The organism is Cellvibrio chitinivorans (genome assembly GCF_035117775.1).
Lineage (GTDB): Bacteria > Pseudomonadota > Gammaproteobacteria > Pseudomonadales > Cellvibrionaceae > Cellvibrio > Cellvibrio chitinivorans.
Map to the genome: position 1 here is coordinate 1,131,825 of NZ_JAYKKN010000001.1, position 21,507 is coordinate 1,153,331.

Here is a 21,507-nt window from a genome sequence, read left to right on the forward strand (position 1 = left end):
TTGCAGCCGCGAACTAGCGTGTAACCGGCACATAGTCATTCATGCTGCGATGCGGCATATCTGTCCAGTTATCAGCAGGCAAGGGCGGGATGGGTGCAGGTTCTGCCAGTGTTGCGGGTTCAACTGCGAGTAGCTGGTTCAGATGAGTGAGTACCGGGTCTTCGCTGGTTTCATCAGGGCTTAAGAATATCTTGTGTGCACGTGCTCCCGCGCCCAGGTTGAGACTGCTGGAATAGCGTACCAGTATCGGTGCCAAAATCAGGCCGGTTAATACTGGTGTTAGCCACCAAAAGAAAATCGGCGCATAGATAAACGTCATCACGCCCCAGCCGATGGCGGCGGTCATCATTTTTGAGGTGCGCGCAATGCATTCGCCCCAAGGTAGCAGGCGGCCTTCACGATCTTGCGAATCCCAATTCACTTTGAAGCCGAGGAATACTGAAATCACAAAATAGGCGTGGTAGACCATCATGATGGGTGCGATCAGCACAGCGAAGAGGGTTTCGATAAAGGCGCCTTTAATAATGGCGTAAGTGCCGCCGAATTGTTTGCGGCGGTGAGTTAAGGCAACCACTACGCCCAGAAACTTTGGCCCCATTAACAAGGTAGTAGTAAGCAAAATCAACGCAATGATCAATTCAGTTTTGGCGATTGGCCAGTTGGGGTACAGCTGGTACACCTCGGTGAAATAGACATTGGAGTTGATCGCGCGCACTACGGCATCGGCAGTGCTCAGTACCAGCATTAGCAGCCAAATCAGTGAGGTCATATAGGCGATGGCGCCGAGTAAAAAGTGCATACGACTGATGGGGTGCAGGTGCTTGGTGGTAAGAATGCCCAAATGCTGGATATTGCCTTGCACCCAGCGGCGGTCGCGTGTGGCGTAGTCGATGATATTGCAGGGTACTTCTTCATAGCTGCCTTCCAGATCGGCGAGCAGGAATACATCCCAGCCGGCGCGGCGCAGCATTGCGGCTTCCACAAAGTCGTGACTGAGGATATCGCCACCAAAGGGCGCCTTGCCTGGCAGGGTGGGCAGGCCGCAGTGATCGATAAAAGCGCGCATGCGGATGATCGCGTTGTGCCCCCAGTAGTTGGCTGCATCGGTTTGCCAAAAGGCTAGGCCAGTGGCGAGCATGGGGCTGTAGAGCACGGCGGCAAACTGTACAAAGCGGCCAAAGAAAGTGGTCTGGCGTACAGGGATTGGGATGGTTTGGATCAAACCGGTGCGCGGATTGGCCTGCATTGCGCGCACCATTTTTAACAGGCAATCGCCTGCCATGATGGAGTCGGCGTCCAGCACAATCATGTTTTCATAGTTGGCGCCCCAGCGCTGGCAAAACTCGGAGAGGTTGCCCACTTTGCGCGCGGTATTTTTCTCGCGGCGGCGATAAAAAGCCTGTTTGCCCAACTCACCCAGGCGCGCTTGCAGCAACTGCCATGCGTCACGCTCAGCTTGGGCGATGGTCAGATTGGTGGTGTCGCTGAGCAGGAAGAAATCGAAGTGGGCGATTTCGCCCGTTTTCTCCAGCGAGCGCAAAGTCGCCTCAAAACCGGCGATTACGCGATGGGTATCCTCGTTGTACACCGGCATCACCACAGCGGTGCGGCAGTTGATAGGAGACTGGTCTGCTTGCAGATGCTTGAGTGATTTGAGGCTGAGCGGATCTATGCGCAGCATCTGCAAAACGAATCCGAACAAGCCGCTCCAGAAGGCGAGTGCGAGCCAGGTAAAACTGATGCCAAACAGCACCAGAATCACGGCTTCCAATGTGGTCAGATCATTAGCGCGCAGAATATCAAACATGATGTACACACCGCTGACGGCGGTGAGTACACTCAAAATGACATAAATGTAGCGACGCAGAGTCTTGCCTGGGATGCGAATCGCATCCACAGGTTGTGCGGTTAAATCAGCCGGTTCGCGAAACACATGGGTCATATCAGATTGCATCCGGGTACCACACGTAGCTCCAGACTTCACTCAAACGTTGATCGCGCAATTTGAGGTACAAACGCATATCGGCCACTGTGTCGCCCTCGGGTGCCAATTTGAATGAGGCGCGCCAGGTACGGCCATCCGGCAATTGGCGCACGGTCAGCTCGGTGATAGTACCGGCATTTTTTTGCATCTCGGCAACTAAAGGTGCATCAGCGGAAAGGTTATCCAATTCGCCCCCGCGGAAATCGATAACAAACTTGCGGTTGCTGACCGGTGGCGGATTGGCTTGCCCGGGGTTAGCTGCCCAGCCAATGCGCGTGCGGATAACTTTAGCGCTGGTGTTTTCCGGCAGGTGATCATCAAACGCGCGCAGACGATATTTGAAGGTGGCGGTGGAGCCTGCCTTCATGGATTTACTCGGCACCCAGTAGGCAACTACGTTGTCGTTGGTTTCGCTGTCGCTCGGTATTTCCACTAATTCAGCGCGGCCTTTACCCCAATCGCCTTCAGGGATAATCCACATGCTCGGGCGTTTCTCGTAGCGGGATTCCATATCCATGTAGTGATCAAAATCGCGGTCGCGTTGCAGCAAGCCAAAACCGCGTGGATTTTCATCCGACATAGACGACACGCGCAACTGGCGGTGGTTGCTGATCGGGCGCCAGATCCACTCACCGTTGGATGCAGCCATCAATAAACCATCGGAATCGTGAACTTCAGGGCGGAAGTCATCCACAAAGCGGGTATGGTTTTCGCCCCACATATACATACTGGTGAGCGGCGCTACGCCGACTTTTTGAATATCTTTGCGTGCGAACAAGCGCGCTTCCACGGCCATTTCGGTCGGTGCTCCGGGCATGATCTCAAAGCGATAGGCGCCGGTAATCGATGGGCTATCGAGCAGTGCGTACATCACCATGCGGGTATCGGTTGGGCCGGGTTTGACCAGCCAGAATTCGCGAAATACCGGAAACTCTTCGCCTTTAGGCTCGGCGGTATCGATTGCCAAACCACGCGCCGACAAACCGTAAGCCAAACCGGGGCCTACCAAGCGGAAATAGGACGCGCCCTGAAACACCAAAAACTCATCTTTATATTGATCGCTGTTGAGCGGGTAATGCACGCGGAAACCGGCGAAGCCGATGTTATTCGGGGCTACGCCTGCCAAAGGTGCAGCTGGGCCATCGTAATTAAAATATTCCTGTTTGAATTGTACGAAGGAGTCGGGGCCATCGGTCGCCATGTGCAGAGTGACGGGTTCGCGATACAAAAATCCGGGGTGAAATAGTTGTAGTTCAAACAGAGACTCGTTGTGCCAAAGCGATGATTCGGGGCGAAAGCGAATGGAGCGATATTGGTCGTAATCCATATTCGCGAGGGCATCGGGAATGTTGGTCTGAATGGGTTTGTACTCGCGGCGTGCAAGCAGTTTGGCGCGCGAGCCAATCGCATCAAATAAATCAGGTTGGGCAATGTCGGTTGCCGCAGTAGGGGCAACCGCGGTTTGTGATTGAGCATTCGCAGATCCTGCCAGTCCGGCGCCTAACACACAGCTCATCGCCAGAGCGGTTAAACCGGAACAGGTAAATAGTCGCTTACCGGCCACTTTGTTGTTAAACAACATGCTCATCCACGTTTTCTCCGTATCGGATTGTTGGAAATGGGGTGACAAAAAATTCGTTTGCGCGCGCTACCGCACCGAGTGGCTACGGTACAGGTGTGTAAATTCGGGATTGGATAGCGCGGGTGGGATTCCTGTTCCCTGTGTGCGATTAAGCGGATCAACGCACAGGAATTGAAAGCATTGTAAACCATCTGCTGTTTAAAAATAGCGTGTCTGATCCTCGCAATGCAGCATTTTTTAAGGTTTTTTTGCAGTGGCTTTGCTGTAGGGGTTCGATTACTCGGGCGTTTCAAAAGATTGGGTTATTCCCAAACAGTCTTTGCGATTCAGCCTTCATCGGCTTTACTCAAAATGTAGGACTCAAGGAGATATAGTATGAGCAATGTTGCTGCCTCGCCTCGCCACGCCGAACCTAAATTGCTGCCGGTTGTCAGGCGTGTTATCGAGCAATTGAATCTGCTTTTTATTGATCACTTCGGTGTGCTGGGTAAAGGGCTTGTTGATGATGTGTTCAAGCAGTGGCTGCTCGCCGGTAAAACTGGTCCCTCAGGGTTGCGCCGCTATGTGTCGGCGCTAGGCATGCAGTTGCAAGATGCCCGGGTGCGCGACGACTTTACCGAGCGCGCTGATCGTTTGCTGCTGCATCTGCAGTCTGGATACGTTAGCTGAGTTATCGCTCATTACGTCATTTTGTTTTCTCTGCATGCTCGCATAGGGCAAGTGTTTTTTTGCTGCTACACTCACAGGCATCTTCTTCTGCTTTAGTTGTGGTTATGAGATGCCCAACGTAAGAACCTATATGCGCGAAAACCCGATAGCTGCCAGGCTATTGGGGTTGATCATTATCAGCAGCTCGATCGTCACCTTAATCGCTGTGCTTTTGCAGTTGCACAGTAACTTTAATGACGATGTCGCCGAGTTGGAAAAACGTCTGGATCAGGTGCGTATCAGCACACTGGCAAGCATTACTAAAAGCCTATGGGGTTTTGATCAGGAGCAATTAAGCATCCAGATTAATAGTGTGTTGGCGGTTGATGATGTGGTGCAGGTGAAAGTCGATTGGCACGATTGGAATAATACCGAACAAACTTTGTCGGCTAGCGTTGCCTCTTATGATCCGCAAGATCTGGTGCAAAATAGCAGCCGCTTTCTGGTGCGCAGTTATTCTTTGGTTTATGAAGATCCAAGTACGCCTGAACAGCAGTTGGGGGTGCTTACCGTCACAGCTAGCCTGAACAGTATTTACGATAAATTATGGGAGCGCGCTTTTTTTATCGCAGCGGTACAGGGAACCAAAACCTTGATCGTTGCACTATTTATCGTGTGGCTGGTTCATACCTTGCTGACTCGCCACATGAAAACCATTGCCAATTATGCGCGCAATCTCAACCTCGATACGCTCACCAAACCGCTCAAACTCAAGCGCTATAAAACCAATCCGGCATTGGATGAATTGGATAATGTCGTTGATGCAATCAATCATATGCGTGAAACCCTGCTCGATGATATTGAGCAGCGTCATGCAATTGAAGTTGCACTGCTGACTGAAAAAGAAGAAAAACTGGAAACGCGTCGCCAAAAAAATGCAGCGGAAGATGCAAGTCGGGCAAAGAGTCAGTTTTTAGCGACCATGAGCCACGAAATTCGCACACCCATGAACGGGGTGATCGGCATGTTGGAAATGCTCCGCGATACTCCGCTTGATGACAATCAAAAACATTACATCGATGTAATTCACCGCTCAGGTGAAACCCTGCTTGCGATCATTAACGATATTCTCGATTACTCTAAAATAGAAGCGGGGAAAATGCAGCTCGAAGAGACCATCTTTGAGTTGGATGAGTTGGTCGAAAACTGCGTGCAATTATTTGGTGCTACGGCGAATAAGCGGCAGATCGAATTGTTTGGCGGAATTGATCCTGACGTACCTAAGTGGATCAAAGGTGATCCGACGCGTTTGCGACAAATTATTATGAATTTGTTGGGCAACGCCTTTAAATTTACGACACAAGGCTTTGTATCCCTGCAAGTAAAACGTGTTACTGAATTGCCTGATCACAAAGTTGAATTGCGCTTTGTTGTGCAAGACAGCGGCATAGGCATTGAAAAGAGTTCAACTGAGGATTTATTTGATTCCTTTAATCAGGCAGATGCATCGACCACACGTAAATACGGCGGCACTGGATTGGGTTTGGCGATTTGTAAAAGTCTCGCCGAATTAATGGGCGGAGAAATTGGCGTTGACAGCGTAAAAGGAAAAGGCTCCAGCTTTTGGTTTACTGTGCAGGTGAGTGGTGAGCCAGTGCGTGACTGGACGAGTCCGCAAACGGAAGCCAAGCGCCATATGCTATCGGGTAAAAAATTATTGTTGGTTGAGCCAAGTATTCATCTGAGTGCATTTATTCGTCGCCATTCCAGTGTGTGGGGAATTAATCTGGAATCGGTTACGAGTGCGCAAGCGGCGCTAGAACAATTGAAACATGCGCTTGATATAAAACAGCCATACGATTTTGTCGCCTTTGATTATCGTTTGCCTGATGCGACGGGCGTTGAGTTCGCGCAACAGCTGCGCGATCTGCCGGAATTTCGCGAGCTGCCTATCTTTATGTTCAGCGCGGGCGATATTTATCACGATCAGGAACAGTTGCGCAGTCTTTCTATTCACGCGGTGTTGCGCAAGCCTTTATCGATGCGCTTGATGCGCCAAGAATTAATCGCCTTGCTGGGGCATGAATCTGTACCGCTAATCGCCGCCGAGCGCAAAAAAAAGGATCTCGACAACTTTTCGCATTTGCGTGTGTTGGTGGTGGAGGATAACCCGGTCAATCGCATGGTGATAAAAGGCTTGCTGGGCAAGCTCGGCATAGTCCCCGCATTTGCAGAAAACGGGCTTGAAGCCTGCGCTGCGGTGCAGGGCGCGGGGGAGCGTTTTGATTTAATTTTGATGGATTGTGAAATGCCGGAAATGGACGGCTTTGAAGCAACACGCAATATTCGAGCATACGAGCAGCGCGAAGCTTTGTTGGCAACACCGATTATCGCCCTTACTGCCCATGCGCTGCAGGAGCATCGGGAGGCCGTCTTTGCCAGTGGGATGAATTACTATTTGTCCAAACCTATTACCTTTAATAGTCTTTATTCCGCCTTTGAGTCGACAGGTTTGGCTCGGTTGGAAAAACAGCAAAAATGAATCGAGCTATGAGCGCGCGCATAGAGTTGCCCTATAGCAATCATTGGTTTTTTCTCCTTGCCTGTGCATGACTCAATCCTTATGATGGCTGCAACTTATTGGGAACCTCCCACCACTAAATGACCGTCAGGTTTGGAGTTTAATATGAGTAGTGATGCGATTGTGCACGTTAGTGATGCCAGCTTTGAACAGGAAGTAATTGGCGCAGATGTACCTGTGCTGGTCGATTTTTGGGCTCCATGGTGTGGTCCATGTAAAATGATCGCTCCTATTCTGGATGATTTGGCCGAGCAATTTGAAGGCAAGGTGAAAATCGCCAAGATCAATGTAGATGATCACAAAGATACCGCTGCTAAATTCAACGTGCGCGGCATTCCAACGCTGATCCTCTTCAAAAACGGCGCAGCTCACGCGACTAAAGTTGGTGCAGTGAGCAAGCCGCAGCTGGTTGATTTCATCAACGCTGCACTCTGATTTACGTTGGGCCATCGCAAGATGGCCCAATTTGTTTTTGCACTGGGCGATTTTTGTCGTTATACTCAGCCCATCTGATGTTTGTTCCTCCTTGAATCACCTTCCCGATTCCCTTAAACCAGACGAACAAACCCTAAATTCCCTGCGATTGTTCTTGCCCCGGCCTTTAAATAATTCAGATCTGATATAACCGGATCAACCATTTAACCAGTCAATATGCACGAATAATACTAATGGGATTGAGCGCTGGCGTTGAGCCTGCAGCTTTACAAAAGCGGCTTAATAACAGCAAAAATACGCGATTCTGTTTCTTAGATTTTTTCAATGCGAGCCCTACGGCTAATCTGCAATAACTCACATCCATCCACAAAGTCTTTCCTATGAATTTAACCGACCTCAAAAAGAAACCGATTGAAGAATTAATTGATATTGCCCATGAGATGGGATTGGAAAATATCGCCCGCTCACGCAAACAGGACATTATTTTTAATATCCTCAAGCGCCACGCCAAAGGCGGAGAAGATATTTACGGCGACGGTGTACTGGAAATTTTGGTGGATGGATTCGGATTTTTACGTTCAGCCGACAGTTCTTATCTTGCAGGCCCTGACGATATTTATGTTTCACCCAGTCAGATTCGCCGCTTCAATTTGCGCACGGGCGATACCATCTCCGGTAAAATTCGTCCACCTAAAGAAGGTGAACGTTATTTTGCACTGTTAAAAGTTAATGATATTAACTTTGATAAGCCTGAAAACTCCCGCAACAAAATTCTGTTTGAAAACCTCACCCCGCTTTTTCCAAACGAACGTTTACCGCTTGAATCTGGTAATGGTTCTACCGAAGATCTCACCGGCCGTATCATTGATTTGATTGCACCTATCGGCAAAGGCCAACGCGGATTGATTGTTGCTCCACCTAAAGCCGGTAAAACCATCATGATGCAAAATATTGCGCAGGCGATTACGCGCAATAATCCTGAATGTCATTTGATTGTATTGCTGATCGACGAGCGCCCTGAAGAAGTTACCGAAATGCAGCGCTCAGTGCGCGGTGAAGTGGTTGCGTCTACCTTTGATGAGCCGCCAGCGCGTCACGTACAAGTGGCTGACATGGTGATCGAAAAAGCCAAGCGTTTGGTTGAGCACAAAAAAGATGTAGTAATTCTGCTCGACTCTATCACCCGTTTGGCGCGCGCCTACAACACCGTAATTCCTTCATCCGGTAAAGTGCTGACCGGTGGTGTGGATGCGCATGCACTTGAACGCCCTAAGCGTTTCTTCGGTGCTGCACGTAACATTGAAGAAGGCGGCAGCTTGAGTATTATCGCCACCGCACTGGTAGATACCGGCTCCAAGATGGACGAAGTTATTTACGAAGAATTTAAAGGTACTGGTAACCTTGAATTGCATTTGGATCGCAAGATTGCAGAAAAACGTATTTATCCAGCAATCAATGTGCGCCGTTCCGGCACTCGCCGCGAAGACTTGTTGATGAAAGAAGATGAGTTGCAACGCGCGTGGATTTTGCGCCGTCTGTTGAATGATATGGAAGATGTTCCTGCAACCGAATTCCTGCTCGACAAACTGAAAGATTTCAAAACTAATGATGAATTCTTCCAATCGATGAAGCGCAAGTAATTGAAAGAGTAGTTATCGCTTCACAAAAATAAAATTGCAGGGCGGAACGTGAAACGCCTTCCGCCAATTCTACTAATGGCGGAAGGCGTTTTTGTTTTTTCGCCCTGTGAGTTTTCACCGCATGAAATATAAAGACCTTCGCGATTTTATCGCTCTGCTGGAAGCACGCGGTTTATTAAAGCGCATTAAGCAAGAAATCGATCCCCATTTGGAGATGACCGAAATTTGCGACCGCACACTACGTGCCGGTGGCCCCGCACTGTTGTTTGAAAATCCCAAAGGCTATGCAATTCCGGTGTTGGGAAATTTATTTGGTACACCTGAGCGCGTTGCATTGGGAATGGGGCAAGAATCGGTTGAAGCGCTGCGTGAAGTGGGCAAATTGCTCGCGTTTTTAAAAGAGCCGGAGCCGCCCAAAGGTTTTAAAGATGCTTGGGAAAAATTGCCGATTTTCAAACAAGTATTGAACATGGCTCCCAAGGTTTTAAGTAAAGCCCCAAGTCAGGAGGTTGTACTGGAATGGGATGCGGTCGATCTTGATCAGATTCCGATTCAAACCTGCTGGCCAGGCGATGCTGCGCCTTTAGTTACCTGGCCATTAGTGGTTACGCGTGGCCCGCACAAAGAGCGACAAAATCTGGGAATTTATCGCATGCAGAAAATCGGTAAAAACCGATTGATTATGCGCTGGCTTTCCCATCGCGGCGGCGCTTTGGATTTTCGCGAATTCCAAATTCAAAATCCGGGTAAACCTTTTCCCGTTGCGGTTGCCTTGGGCGCTGATCCTGCAACTATTCTCGGCGCGGTTACGCCAGTTCCCGATACACTTTCTGAATACGCATTTGCTGGTTTGCTGCGCGGTGATAAAACCGAAGTAGTTAAATGCATCGGCAATGATTTGCAAGTACCCGCATCGGCTGAATTTATTTTGGAAGGATATATCGCGCCGAATGATATGGCGCCCGAAGGGCCTTTCGGTGACCACACTGGTTATTACAACGAAGTCGATAGCTTTCCTGTGTTTACCGTTGAGCGAATCACGCATAGGCGCGATCCGATTTATCACAGTACTTACACCGGTCGTCCGCCAGATGAGCCTGCAATTCTCGGTGTTGCGCTCAATGAAGTCTTTGTGCCGATTTTGCAAAAACAATTTCCTGAAATTGTGGATTTTTATTTGCCACCGGAAGGTTGCTCTTATCGCATGGCGGTAGTGACCATGAAGAAACAGTACCCTGGTCACGCCAAGCGGGTGATGATGGGTGTGTGGAGTTTCTTGCGGCAGTTTATGTACACCAAATTTGTCATAGTCACTGACGATGATGTAAATGCGCGCGACTGGAATGATGTGATTTGGGCGATGACCACACGCATGGATCCGGCGCGGGACACAACCATGGTTGAAAATACGCCTATCGACTATCTGGATTTTGCATCACCAGTATCTGGCTTGGGTTCTAAAATTGGCTTTGATGCCACCAATAAATGGCCGGGTGAAACCACGCGCGAATGGGGCACGCCGATTGTGATGGATCAGGCGGTAAAAAATCGCATTGACGAATTGTGGGATGAGTTGGGCATTGATTCACCGACTGCCTATTAACAACAAAAGCAACAACAGGTAACAACAACAGATAACACCAAGAGCAACAAAAGACGTAATGACAGGAGCTGATAATGAGTTTACAAGAAGAGTGTTTTCTCGATTGTCCTTATTGTGGCGAGCCGATTAGTGTGTTGGTTGACTGCTCCTGTGAGCAACAGATTTATGTAGAAGACTGTCAGGTTTGTTGTCAGCCGATGGTTGTGCATGTAACTGTGGATCAAGATGGTGTACCCGAGGTTTATGCCAAGCGTGATGATGAGTAATTCATCTTGGCGCTTGGATTATTATGTTTAATAGGCTATAAAACTTTCGTTGTATTTAATAATTTTTTAACGGATATAAAGGGGAATACTGATGAGTTTTATAAAAGATTTCCGCGAATTTGCGGTGCGTGGCAATGTGGTGGATATGGCGGTGGGTATTATTATCGGCGCCGCATTTGGGAAGATTGTTAGCTCATTGGTAAGCGATGTTGTTATGCCGCCGTTGGGTTGGCTTATCGGTGGTGTAGACTTTTCGGATCTCGCGATTGTTTTGCCGGAAATCATCGAAGGCAAAGGCACTGTGTCGATTATGTACGGAAAGTTTATTCAGACAGTTCTGGATTTCACTATTGTTGCCTTTGCGATTTTTATGATGATTAAAGTCATTAATCGTCTGAAGAAAAAAGAAGAAGCGAAGCCAGCTGAACCGACACCGCCATCAAATGAAGAAGTGTTGCTGACTGAAATTCGCGATTTGTTAAAGCAAAAACAATAAGTCGCCATATTTTCCAGCTATCCAAAACGCGGCTTACTGAGCCGCGTTTTTATTTGTGCTGGGTGTTAATTAAGGATTTCTTTTGCCGTTGAGAAGTGTCCAATTTGCAACTTCAGGGTGAAAAAAACCGCTCTCGCGATAGGCGCGCTCGATGGTGCCGGCATCGCGCAACATAGCGACTCCGCGATTTAATGCCTCGCTAAATTCTTCACCATAAGGATGCTTTTGGCTGATTGGCCAATGGCGCGAACCGGGGATCACCATTTTTATTCCCTGAATTGGCATCAGCTCTATGCCATCCACCTGAATACGCAAATCCGGCGTCATAGCAAACGGCGCCAAGGTAATATCAACGCGCCCTACATTGATCATGCGCGCCATATTGATCCAGTTGGGCGTGTACATAATTTTGTGAAAGCCCAGTTCCTGCAGGGTTTGTAAATCGGGTTTCCACTGGCGACTGGTGACGGCGCGCAACTGGGTTAATTGCGCGAGAGATTTACTGCCCAGTGCCAACTGATTATGCGGCGATGTGTAAATGCCAACTAAAAATTCGCCATCGCGCACTATGGGCGGTGAGATAAATACCCGATCTTTAACCTGATCTAAATCCTGCTGCCATATAGTCCCGCTGATGCTCAGGGTTTTTCCTTCGACCACATTGCGAATGCTGCGAAAATAATTTTCTTCGTTGATAAAACTGAGCGGGCGATTAAAACCGCCGAGCTTGAGTGCCTGCTGCAATAAAATCAGTTCAGCTACATCCCGGCGCGCATAGGGGCCGCCAAAATAGGTGATGTCTTCCGGCGCGCGATCCGCCAGAAATAATAGATAGTCGTTTTTAATATCGGGGAGCAGACCTATCACTGCGGGCGGGTTTTGATCTGCGCGCAGCAGCGCGGGGAGAGTTAGCAAAAGCCAGCAGAGAATGCGCAATGTAGGTATCGTTTTTATCAACATAATGCCGCGCTCACTAACAGGTATTACTTTTTTACTATAGATCAGCAATTCATCCCTGAGCTTGGCGTATCAAATTTCTTTTAAATGTTTATAGCACCGGATGACCGCGATACATGCGCACCGGCTTGGGCGCTGCGGGCGGTAAATCCTTGACCAGCAATTCGCTGCGCTGCGCCTCTGTAGGGCTTGGGCTGGTGTTAGGGGGGGCGCTCGGGGTATCGGTCAGAACAGTTTGACCGCGATAGACCTTGACCACCTGTTTGGGGATTTCATGATGCTCTTCGGTATTGATTGGCTCTACCAATTGATGCCATTGGGGGCCAGCCAGATGTAAGAGTTCTTTTATCAGGGTTTTGGCGATGATGTCTTTGGTGCGGAAATAAAAGTCTGCCAATTCCTGCAACATATCCGGATTTGCCATTTTGACGCTGGGTTTTAAATCAGAATCGACGCGGCGGCGTATCTCGTATACCAAGTCGATCATGGGTTTGGTGTATTGCATGGTCATGATTCCCCGAGCAAGGTTTTCTTCTTGTGGTTTTTGCGGTAGCAAATGGTATTGAGCAAAAATCAGACCAAGGGGTAATCAGGGCGATTAACGGTATTTCTGATCGAGAAGGGGGCAAATAGCGGGATTGTTTTGGTGCGGGCTGTTTATTATGGGGCGAAATGGCACATCAGTTCACAAGCTGGCGCAGTAGATCACAACTGGCGTTTGTTGCGGCTAACGCCAGTTGTTATGTTAGAGAAACGAGCGGATCAGTGTTTAGTATGGCTTTTGGAACTGACTCTTAGGTTTAGCCTAGCGAATCAAATGATCCATTTCACAAGCAGGTTGGTTGCATTGGGTTTCGCCAATAATCTGCGCCGGAACGCCCGCAACAGTCGCGCGTGCGGGTACATCTTTTAATACAACACTGCCCGCACCGACTTTGGCGCATTCGCCTACGGTGATATTGCCGAGAATCTTGGCGCCAGCGCCGATCAAAACACCTTTGCGCACCTTCGGATGACGGTCGCCCGCCTCTTTACCTGTGCCGCCCAAGGTGACGGATTGCATGATGGATACCATATCTTCCACCACTGCAGTTTCGCCAATCACAATTCCGGTGGCATGGTCGAACATAATGCCCTTGCCGATGCGTGCGGCGGGATGAATATCTACGCCAAATACTGCCGAAATACGATTTTGCAAAAATAGCGCGAGCGAGTTGCGCCCCTGCGTCCAGAGCCAGTGCGCCACACGATACGCCTGAAGTGCGTGGAAGCCTTTGAAGTAGAGCAGTGGCGTTACCAGCGAGCAACAGGCGGAATCGCGCTCGCTCACCGCCATCAAATCGGCGCGCACGGCTTCAATGATGTCCGGCGCTTTGTTCATCGCCTCCTCAATCACTTCGCGGATCAACATCGCCGGCAGCGCGGGGCTGTCGAGTTTATTGGCGAGGTGAAAGCTCAGCGCTGCTTCCAGCCGGTCGTGATTGAGGATGGTGGAGTAGAGAAAGCTGGCCAGTACCGGCTCTTTCTCCGCCTGTTTGCGGGTTTGCAGGCGGATGGACTCCCACAGGCTATCGATAAGGACGGATGCGGTGTTGTTGGCGGGGACAGTGGCATTCATGGCCAGAACCTTAGTTGTGATCAGGAAAAACATTATGCGGACAAGGCGCAATAATACCAGTTTAGGTTATGAGGAGATTAATAAATAACCAGTGGTGGCTCATTCAGTGCTGCCAGCTGTTCGCGCAATTCCAGAATATGCTCGCCCCAGTAGCGCTCGGTATTAAACCAGGGGAAGTGGCGCGGAAAGGCCGGATCAGTCCAGCGGCGCGCAAGCCAGGCGCTGTAGTGCATGATGCGCAAACTGCGCAGTGCTTCGATCAGTTGCAGCTCGGCCAAGTCAAAATCGCAAAACTCGCGGTAGCCGTCCAGAATCTCGCTCATCTGCGCCGTCTGCTGCTCGCGCTCGCCTGAGAGCAGCATCCACAAATCCTGAATCGCCGGCCCCATACGCGCATCGTCAAAATCCACAAAATGCGGAACTTCATCGCGCCACAAAATATTACCCGGATGGCAGTCGCCATGCAGGCGGATGGGGGTGTAAGTCACGTGGCTGAACAGGGTTTCGCAGCGGGCGAGTAAATCGGCGCCAAGGGTGCGATAAGACTCGCGCAGGCTGGCGGGAATAAACTCGTTATCCAGCAAAAAAGCGTAACTGGCGCGGCCAAAGGTTTGGATATCCAGCGCCGGGCGATGCGTAAACCCGCGCGCCTGCCCCAGCGCATGCATACGCCCGAGGGTGCGGCCGAGGGAGAGCAGGGCGTCAAAGTCATCGAGATTGGGCGCATGGCCGCCCTGACGCGGATAGAGCGCAAAGCGAAAGCCCTGATACTCGCGCAGGGTGTTGCCTGCGTCATCTGCGAGCGGAGGCACGACAGAAATGTCCAAATCCTTCAGCGCTTGGGTGAATTCATGCTCTTCCAGAATCTGCGCATCACTCCAGCGCTCGGGGCGATAAAACTTGGTGATCAGCGGGCTCGCCCCCTCAATTCCTACCTGATAAACGCGGTTCTCGTAGCTGTTTAACGCAAGTATGCGTGCATCGCTCAAGTAACCAGTGCTGTCGATGGCATCCAGCACCAAGTCAGGCGTCAGTAATTCGTAGGGGTGGGCTTGGTTCATAAAGATGGCTCGCTAATCCGGGCGACGATTGTACCTGCTGGCGATTGCGCTCGCTTGCTTTGCTGGCGATTGCGCTCGCTTGCTTTGCTGGCAGGTTGCGTATGAATAGGCGCTCTGGCGCGCATTTACACAGTTTAATCTGGATAAATTTTGAATGATTCGACTATAAATGCTACAAGGTAATACTCATATGTGGGCGCAACACAAGGCAGATAAGCACGGAACTCCTATGATAAAAATCGCGTTTTACAATCTGAAAGGTGGCGTGGGTAAAACCACTACGGCGGTAAACATGGCCTATATGGCTGCCGCCGCGAAGAAAAATGTGATCCTCTGGGATCTCGACCCCCAAGCCGCGGCGAGCTGGTTTTGCCAGCCGGAGCCGGAAACCACCAAAGCGATCAAGTTGTTCAGCAAGGGCAAATCCATTGGTGAGATGGAGCTATTCAGCCCCTATCCACGCTTGATGTTGATCCCCGCTGACCTCAGTCTGCGCAGCCTCGACAGCGAATTCGACGAGCTGAGCAAAGAGAAAAAATTCCTCAAGCAGCTGCTCAAACCCCTGAGCGAAAAGGCCGATATTCTGATTTTTGACTGCCCGCCCACGCTCTCGCCGAGTGTAGAGCAGCTGCTGATGGAAGTGGATATTTTGCTAATCCCGATGATTCCCAGCCCTTTGTCGATGCGTGCGATGGAGCAGGTGGTGGAATTTCTCAAGGGCAAAAAGTCAGCGCCTGAGCGCATAGTCGGCTTCTTTAATCAGGTGGATATGCGCCGCAGCCTGCACCGCGAAGCGATTGAAAACAGCAAAAAAATGCCGGTGCCCATGCTCAAAACCTACATCCCTAACGATGCTGCCGTTGAACAGATGGGGCTGCGCCGCGCGCCGCTCACCAGTTACAATCAGCGCAGCCGCGCGGCTCTGGCCTATCTCGATATGTGGAAAGAAGTCGCGCGTTTGTTAAAAGCGGCAGCGAAAGGCGATAACTAGGCCGGTCGAGGCGATAAAATTTTCTGACCCCATTTTCTGACTCTGAGTGATCCATGAATAATCAATTAACCCGCGTTTGTATTCTTGCCGGTTTGCTAACCATGGTCGGCTGTGCCACCAATACCTCAACCCAACAACCTGCACCTGTGATCGAACGACCAGCAGCGGTACCACCTCAAGATCAACCTGCCGTAGTGCAACCCCAACCGGGCGCTGTTCCCGCACCTGTACCTGCGCCAGCGGTGCTGAACCCTGCTGCACAAAGCCTCGCCCGCCAAGCGACCAGTCAATATCAACGGCAGGACTATCAAGGCGCTATCGCCACCGCCGAGCGCGGTTTGCGCATTGAGCGTCGCGCGGCAGATTTGTATCTGGTGCTCGCACAAAGCTACGTACAACTAGGCCTGCCTGATAAAGCCCAAATGTTCGTGCAGCAGGGTTTGCGTTTTGCGCCAAAAGGCTCTGAAACAGAATCAGAATTACTGCGAGTGAAAGAAATTCTGGATTATTAATTCAGCTGAGCATCAATTCGTTTTGTAATTAAAATCCCGATTCAATTTTGAATCGGGATTTTTTATTTCCGCTCGATACAAGTTTGAATGTAGGTGTGATTAGCGAAGCGTAATCGTACGAATGTTGAAAGTTTGTCGATTGATTTTTCATGCGTACGATTACGCTGCGCTAATTGTATCTACGTGCTCGCAGCTCCCGTAGGTTGGGCAGCCATGCCCAACATTTTGGTGATTGATTAGGGCAACGAGTTCAGGTTAAGAATATTGGAGAGTAACCGCACTATAAGCATCTATTATTGGCTGCACCTCAGCACCGCTCTTGAGTTGCTTTCGCTGATAATGTGCGAGCGTTTTGTTTAGGTAGCCAGAAGCAAGATTAAATTCTTCCTGAGTGTGACACTGCCAAATTGAATGACCGACGGGGCTTATAACGGGGCTTATAGTTGAAACACCATTATTTTTACGGGGGGATGCAAGGATTATTTCATAATAGCGACGATTTTCAATCATCAAGGTTTCAGCTTTCAAACCAAGATCGAGCGCAATTAATTGTTGCCTTAATGTGTATTGGTGGTGCACAGGGCACAAGAGAAAATCTATGTCGGCAGCAGCATTGTTTTGAGCAATTGCCCTAACCATCGCACTCATTAAATCACCGCCCACACCCGCAATTATGACTAAATGCTTTCCCTTAAATTCCTGCAATTGCAACTGACATAAATCCATACAGTGCACTTGCCATTGTGAATAGGAAAGAGAATAGAAGTTTAACTCTTCATCAATCGGAAAATAACGCTCCAGTTTATTTTCCAGTTGATCCATAAGCTCGGGTACAAGATCCACAAAATGCACATAAGGTGCTGCCTTTCTGGCCACCAGCTCTGCGCCCAAAAAACCATGGTCACAACAACAATCCCAAATATGATCGTACTGCGAAGTCACCATTGATTCGATTTTTTGTAGTCTTTTGCTGAGTTTCAATTAGCTGGCTCTGTTAAGCATTGTCTGGGTAAAACAGTTTGATTTATGTTTCGAGAATAGAAAGTGTTTTTCTATCGGCCAGTGGCGGGTATTTAATTTTGCTCTGACTCGTTATTGTTGGTGAGCGAAAGTTAGCGTATTAATACACCTTCACGCTCATAAATTCCAACAAGATCAGGGCCAACAAAACCTAAATCTATAATCTCTATCTCATTTATTATTTCAATATTTGTAATTTCAGCCCCAGTTATATCTCCGCTAAAGTCTCCTTCCAAATGCAAGAGAATTTCTGCCGTAAATTCCTCTTGTGAAACATATAGCTCATCGTCTAGGTGTATATTCACTCTTTCAGACTTGTCCCTAACTCTAAAGTTGAAATTTACTTCAACCTCATAATTAACGATTGCTTCAATTTTTAAAACAATTGAGTTTTCCAGAACTTTAACTATTTTCATTACCAAATTGTGATCACTATCTCTAACATATTGATGATCCAAATATTTCAATGAACAAACATCATAAATACCTCTTACTGACCCCATAGCGAAAACTTCAGGGTTAGATGCCTCAATTGATGTGATGATAGCCTCTTGAATATGACGATTAAAGTAGGTTGACTTAAGTATCAACTCTTCTTCATATATGTATTTGACTACTTCCTTTAGTTTTCCATGTGTAATGAATTTGCTCAATGCGTCATGGAGATCATTAAGACAAATTAGATTAGTTGTTTGTCTGCAATAATTTTCCCATCCAGAATCTTTGCTAACAAGTACAACTTTAGTTTTATTAACTTTAGCCCATGATTCCAATGAAAGTAATGCGATAGCATCAGGAAACTCAGACTTTTTGTCTTTGCTATTTTCAAATGGCGGAGCATATGAGAAATACATTTCAACAAGTTTGCTCATGTCCACATACTTTCTAGAATCAACTAATTGAACTCCACATGATTTATAAAAGTGCGAAACTTTGCTGTTTGCTATAGCCAACGGATCTATTGTGCTATTAAATAATAAATTTCTGGCCGACATGATATTGCTTTCGCTTACAGATAGATGTCTTCTTGCTGAGTTTAGGCTTCGTTCAATTTCTTCCACTGATAATTTAATATTTTTGGCAATATGTGCGATTGATTCCCTATGCACAATTTCTGTCTGAAGGAATTTAACGGGGCTTTTTTTAAACTGAGTTAATTGCTGGAGAATTCCACTTTCAAACTTAAAACTCGCCTGCTCGTAAACATTTGTATCTAGAGAGATCGCGCCGTATTCCATTTCAATGTTTTTACTAAAAATGGCCATTAAACTTCTCGAATTTATATAACGGTTACAATTTTAAATTTTCTTTGAAAATCAACTTCTGCTTTATACGCCTATCTGGCCTAAACATCCGTTGGGGTTCGCAAGCTCACCGCCAACCTACGCGTACTCTCGATCTGGCAACTGGTGCCCTGAGCCGGCGGGCAGAAAAACAATTAAAGACCATAGCAACATCGCATGCCAATTTAAATTACACCGTCTGACACAGCGCACAGCACTATGACTACATGAGCAAACGACAAGGCTATGAAACGCGAAGGAAGCTCCGACGGGTTGTCGTATAGGCAAGTGAATTTGCAATCCGAAAGCCGCAACTCCAAGGACGGGGATGCGGCTTTTTTTTGCTCATTGCATAGCTAATTAAAATCTATGGCTTATTATCAATAAATTTTCCATATCGCCAGTATGGTGATACTCAATTGGCCGCCTCCAACCTAAATCCTTAATCTGAGCCCCGTTGACGCAATTAACCCAACGGGCGTAGCCCTAACAGATCTAGGAGTGTGACTCATGGCAACTATCAATTCAGAAATCAAACCTTTCAGCGCCCAGGCTTACCATCAGGGCAAATTTATCCCCGTGACCGACGCAGACCTGAAAGGCAAGTGGTCAGTCGTGTTCTTCTACCCGGCGGACTTCACCTTTGTATGCCCCACCGAATTGGGTGACTTGGCGGACAACTACGCTGAATTCCAAAGCATGGGCGTAGAGATCTACTCAGTGTCTACCGACACTCACTTCACTCACAAAGCATGGCACGACAGCTCTGAGACCATTGGCAAAATCCAATACCCAATGATCGGCGACCCAACTGGCACCATCACTCGCAACTTCGGTGTGATGATTGAAGAAGCTGGTTTGGCTGATCGCGGTACTTTCGTGATCGATCCAGAAGGCAAAATCCAGATCATCGAAATCAACGCTGGTGGTATCGGCCGCGATGCATCTGAACTGCTGCGCAAAGTAAAAGCGGCGCAATACGTTGCTGCTCACCCAGGTGAAGTGTGCCCAGCTAAGTGGAAAGAAGGTGAAGCGACTTTGGCTCCATCTTTGGACTTGGTTGGCAAGATCTAATCGATTTTTAAAAAGCTCAAGCAACCGTTTAGTAATCCCTCCCAGCCTCCCTTTACCAAAGGGAGGCGTTTGGCAGCCTCTCCAACCAGAGCAGGTGTTTGGCTCCCCTCTTTGAAAAAGAGGGGTTGGGGGAGATTACAAATCTTATGGAGAACACCATGTTAGATGCCGCGATTAAAGGCCAACTCAAAGCCTATTTGGAAAAACTGCAACGCCCCATCCAACTGGTTGCAAGTCTGGATGACAGTGCAAAAAGTCAGGAGATGTATAGCCTCCTGCAAGAAATTTCTACGCTTTCCGATAAGGTGAGTGTGAGTGATCAAGGTAATTCAAGCTATCGCCCATCGTTTGCTATTGCTTCCCAGAGTGAAGCACCGCGCATTCATTTTGCCGGCATTCCTATGGGGCACGAATTTACCTCGCTGGTGTTGGCTCTTTTGCAAACCGGTGGCCATCCGCCCAAAGTGGATGCAAAAACTATTGAACAAATTAAAGCGATAGACGGCAAATTTCATTTTGAAGTGTTTGTCTCGCTCTCCTGCCACAACTGCCCGGACGTTGTGCAAGCGGTAAATTTATTGGCAGCGATTAATCCGAATTTTTCTGCCACCATGATCGATGGCGCGCTCTTTCAAAACGAAGTTGAGCAGCGCAAAGTCATGGCGGTGCCGAGTGTGTATTTGAACGGTGAGCATTTCGGCCAAGGCCGTATGACGCTGGAAGAAATTATCGCCAAAATCGATACCGGCGCTGCCGAGCGCGATGCCAAAGCGCTGAGCGAAAAAGATCCGTTTGATGTGCTCGTAATCGGCGGCGGCCCAGCCGGTGCAGCAGCGGCGATTTACTCGGCGCGCAAAGGCATTCGCACCGGTGTAGTGGCCGAGCGTTTTGGTGGCCAAGTATTGGATACAGTCGCGATTGAAAATTTTATTTCGGTAAAAGAAACCGAAGGCCCGAAACTGGCGATGGCATTAGAGCAACACGTTAAAGAATACGATGTTGATGTGATGAATCTGCAAAAAGCCAGTGAAATTGTTGCTGGTAAAAATGCCGGCGATTTGGTCGAAGTAAAACTTGCCAGCGGTGCCAGCTTAAAAAGTAAGAGCGTAATTCTTGCCACCGGCGCGCGCTGGAGAGAAATGAATGTGCCGGGTGAAAAAGAATATCGCGGTAAAGGCGTTGCCTACTGCCCACACTGCGATGGCCCTTTGTTTAAAGGCAAGCGCGTTGCCGTTATCGGTGGTGGTAACTCCGGTGTAGAAGCGGCGATTGATTTGGCCGGCATCGTTGCCCATGTAACCCTGATTGAATTCGATTCTAAATTGCGCGCTGATGCAGTTTTGCAACGCAAATTATTCAGCTTGCCGAATGTGACGGTAATTACCGAAGCTTTAACCACCGAAGTGGTTGGCAATGGCGAGAAAGTCACCGCGCTGAAATACAAAAGTCGCAGCACCGATGAAATCGCAACTGTAGAGCTGGAAGGTATTTTTGTGCAAATTGGTTTGCTGCCTAATACTGATTTCTTGAAAGGTACTGTGCAGTTAACTAATCGCGGTGAAATCGAAATTAATGCGCGCGGTGAAACCTCAGTTCCGGGGGTATTTGCAGCGGGTGATTGCACCAACGTGCCTTACAAACAAATTATTATTGCGATGGGCGCAGGCGCTACCGCATCACTCGGTGCATTTGATCACTTGATTCGCACCAGTGCGCCGGCGTGATTGCAGAGTTAAATTTACACCAATAAAAAATG

Annotated in this window: 19 protein-coding genes; 11 read left to right on the top strand and 8 right to left on the bottom strand. The window is 48.6% G+C overall.

Annotation, left to right across the window (positions count from 1 at the left end; translation table 11 throughout):
- Positions 1-13 precede the first annotated feature (13 nt).
- Entirely contained in the window at positions 14-1,954 is a 1,941-nt protein-coding gene (gene mdoH / locus SPL68_RS04785; RefSeq protein ID WP_323813932.1) for a glucans biosynthesis glucosyltransferase MdoH, read from the bottom strand.
- The gene (locus SPL68_RS04790; protein WP_323813933.1) at positions 1,944-3,572 is read right to left on the bottom strand and encodes an OpgD/OpgG family glucan biosynthesis protein; all 1,629 of its coding nucleotides are present in this window, start codon (positions 3,570-3,572) and stop codon (positions 1,944-1,946) included. Before SPL68_RS04790 ends, mdoH begins: the two co-directional genes overlap by 11 nt.
- A 369-nt stretch (positions 3,573-3,941) precedes the next feature.
- On the opposite strand from SPL68_RS04790, the gene SPL68_RS04795 reads away from it, so the two are divergent.
- The 7 genes from SPL68_RS04795 to mscL all read left to right on the top strand — a co-directional run bounded on the left by SPL68_RS04795 (position 3,942) and on the right by mscL (position 11,235).
- On the top strand, positions 3,942-4,235 hold the full coding sequence (locus tag SPL68_RS04795; RefSeq protein ID WP_323813934.1) for a hypothetical protein: 294 nt from the start codon (positions 3,942-3,944) through the stop codon (positions 4,233-4,235).
- Positions 4,236-4,344: 109 nt separating this feature from the next.
- On the top strand, positions 4,345-6,756 hold the full coding sequence (locus tag SPL68_RS04800; protein WP_323813935.1) for a response regulator: 2,412 nt from the start codon (positions 4,345-4,347) through the stop codon (positions 6,754-6,756).
- Between the two features lie 144 nt (positions 6,757-6,900).
- Positions 6,901-7,230 carry a thioredoxin TrxA gene (gene trxA / locus SPL68_RS04805; protein WP_323813936.1) on the top strand — a complete coding sequence of 110 codons (330 nt, stop codon included), beginning with the start codon at positions 6,901-6,903 and terminating at the stop codon, positions 7,228-7,230.
- Positions 7,231-7,610: 380 nt separating this feature from the next.
- Positions 7,611-8,870 (top strand): transcription termination factor Rho, encoded by a 1,260-nt coding sequence (rho, locus tag SPL68_RS04810; RefSeq protein WP_323813937.1) that lies wholly within the window; start codon positions 7,611-7,613, stop codon positions 8,868-8,870.
- 121 nt (positions 8,871-8,991) lie between these two features.
- Complete coding sequence (ubiD, locus tag SPL68_RS04815; RefSeq protein WP_323813938.1) at positions 8,992-10,473, top strand: 4-hydroxy-3-polyprenylbenzoate decarboxylase; 1,482 nt, start codon at positions 8,992-8,994, stop codon at positions 10,471-10,473.
- A 74-nt stretch (positions 10,474-10,547) separates the two neighbouring features.
- Positions 10,548-10,739 (top strand): CPXCG motif-containing cysteine-rich protein, encoded by a 192-nt coding sequence (locus tag SPL68_RS04820; protein WP_323813939.1) that lies wholly within the window; start codon positions 10,548-10,550, stop codon positions 10,737-10,739.
- A 91-nt stretch (positions 10,740-10,830) separates the two neighbouring features.
- Positions 10,831-11,235, top strand: a complete 405-nt coding sequence (gene mscL, locus SPL68_RS04825; RefSeq protein WP_323813940.1) for a large-conductance mechanosensitive channel protein MscL — start codon at positions 10,831-10,833, stop codon at positions 11,233-11,235.
- A 69-nt stretch (positions 11,236-11,304) separates the two neighbouring features.
- Here the strand turns inward: mscL and SPL68_RS04830 are convergent, their stop codons facing one another.
- The 4 genes from SPL68_RS04830 to SPL68_RS04845 all read right to left on the bottom strand — a co-directional run bounded on the left by SPL68_RS04830 (position 11,305) and on the right by SPL68_RS04845 (position 14,871).
- Positions 11,305-12,195 (bottom strand): hypothetical protein, encoded by an 891-nt coding sequence (locus SPL68_RS04830; protein WP_323813941.1) that lies wholly within the window; start codon positions 12,193-12,195, stop codon positions 11,305-11,307.
- A gap of 88 nt (positions 12,196-12,283) precedes the next feature.
- Positions 12,284-12,697: a hypothetical protein gene (locus tag SPL68_RS04835; RefSeq protein ID WP_323813942.1), complete on the bottom strand. Its 414-nt coding sequence runs from the start codon at positions 12,695-12,697 to the stop codon at positions 12,284-12,286.
- Positions 12,698-12,997: 300 nt separating this feature from the next.
- Positions 12,998-13,810 (bottom strand): serine O-acetyltransferase, encoded by an 813-nt coding sequence (cysE, locus tag SPL68_RS04840; RefSeq protein WP_323813943.1) that lies wholly within the window; start codon positions 13,808-13,810, stop codon positions 12,998-13,000.
- A 77-nt stretch (positions 13,811-13,887) separates the two neighbouring features.
- Entirely contained in the window at positions 13,888-14,871 is a 984-nt protein-coding gene (locus SPL68_RS04845; protein ID WP_323813944.1) for a serine/threonine protein kinase, read from the bottom strand.
- Between the two features lie 229 nt (positions 14,872-15,100).
- On the opposite strand from SPL68_RS04845, the gene SPL68_RS04850 reads away from it, so the two are divergent.
- Both SPL68_RS04850 and SPL68_RS04855 read left to right on the top strand, forming a co-directional pair.
- On the top strand, positions 15,101-15,862 hold the full coding sequence (locus tag SPL68_RS04850) for a ParA family protein (protein ID WP_323813945.1): 762 nt from the start codon (positions 15,101-15,103) through the stop codon (positions 15,860-15,862).
- Between the two features lie 53 nt (positions 15,863-15,915).
- Positions 15,916-16,374 (top strand): tetratricopeptide repeat protein, encoded by a 459-nt coding sequence (locus tag SPL68_RS04855; RefSeq protein WP_323813946.1) that lies wholly within the window; start codon positions 15,916-15,918, stop codon positions 16,372-16,374.
- Between the two features lie 255 nt (positions 16,375-16,629).
- Here SPL68_RS04855 and SPL68_RS04860 read toward each other — a convergent pair whose 3' ends face one another.
- Together SPL68_RS04860 and SPL68_RS04865 are read right to left on the bottom strand one after the other, a co-directional pair.
- A complete protein-coding gene (locus SPL68_RS04860; RefSeq protein ID WP_323813947.1) occupies positions 16,630-17,355 on the bottom strand; it encodes a tRNA (adenine(22)-N(1))-methyltransferase in 726 nt (241 codons plus the stop codon).
- Between the two features lie 131 nt (positions 17,356-17,486).
- Positions 17,487-18,659 carry a PIN domain-containing protein gene (locus tag SPL68_RS04865; RefSeq protein WP_323813948.1) on the bottom strand — a complete coding sequence of 391 codons (1,173 nt, stop codon included), beginning with the start codon at positions 18,657-18,659 and terminating at the stop codon, positions 17,487-17,489.
- A 528-nt stretch (positions 18,660-19,187) separates the two neighbouring features.
- Between SPL68_RS04865 and ahpC the strand changes: the two genes are divergently transcribed.
- Entirely contained in the window at positions 19,188-19,751 is a 564-nt protein-coding gene (gene ahpC / locus SPL68_RS04870; RefSeq protein ID WP_323813949.1) for an alkyl hydroperoxide reductase subunit C, read from the top strand.
- Between the two features lie 158 nt (positions 19,752-19,909).
- Positions 19,910-21,475, top strand: a complete 1,566-nt coding sequence (gene ahpF / locus SPL68_RS04875; RefSeq protein ID WP_323813950.1) for an alkyl hydroperoxide reductase subunit F — start codon at positions 19,910-19,912, stop codon at positions 21,473-21,475.
- Positions 21,476-21,507: the final 32 nt, after the last annotated feature.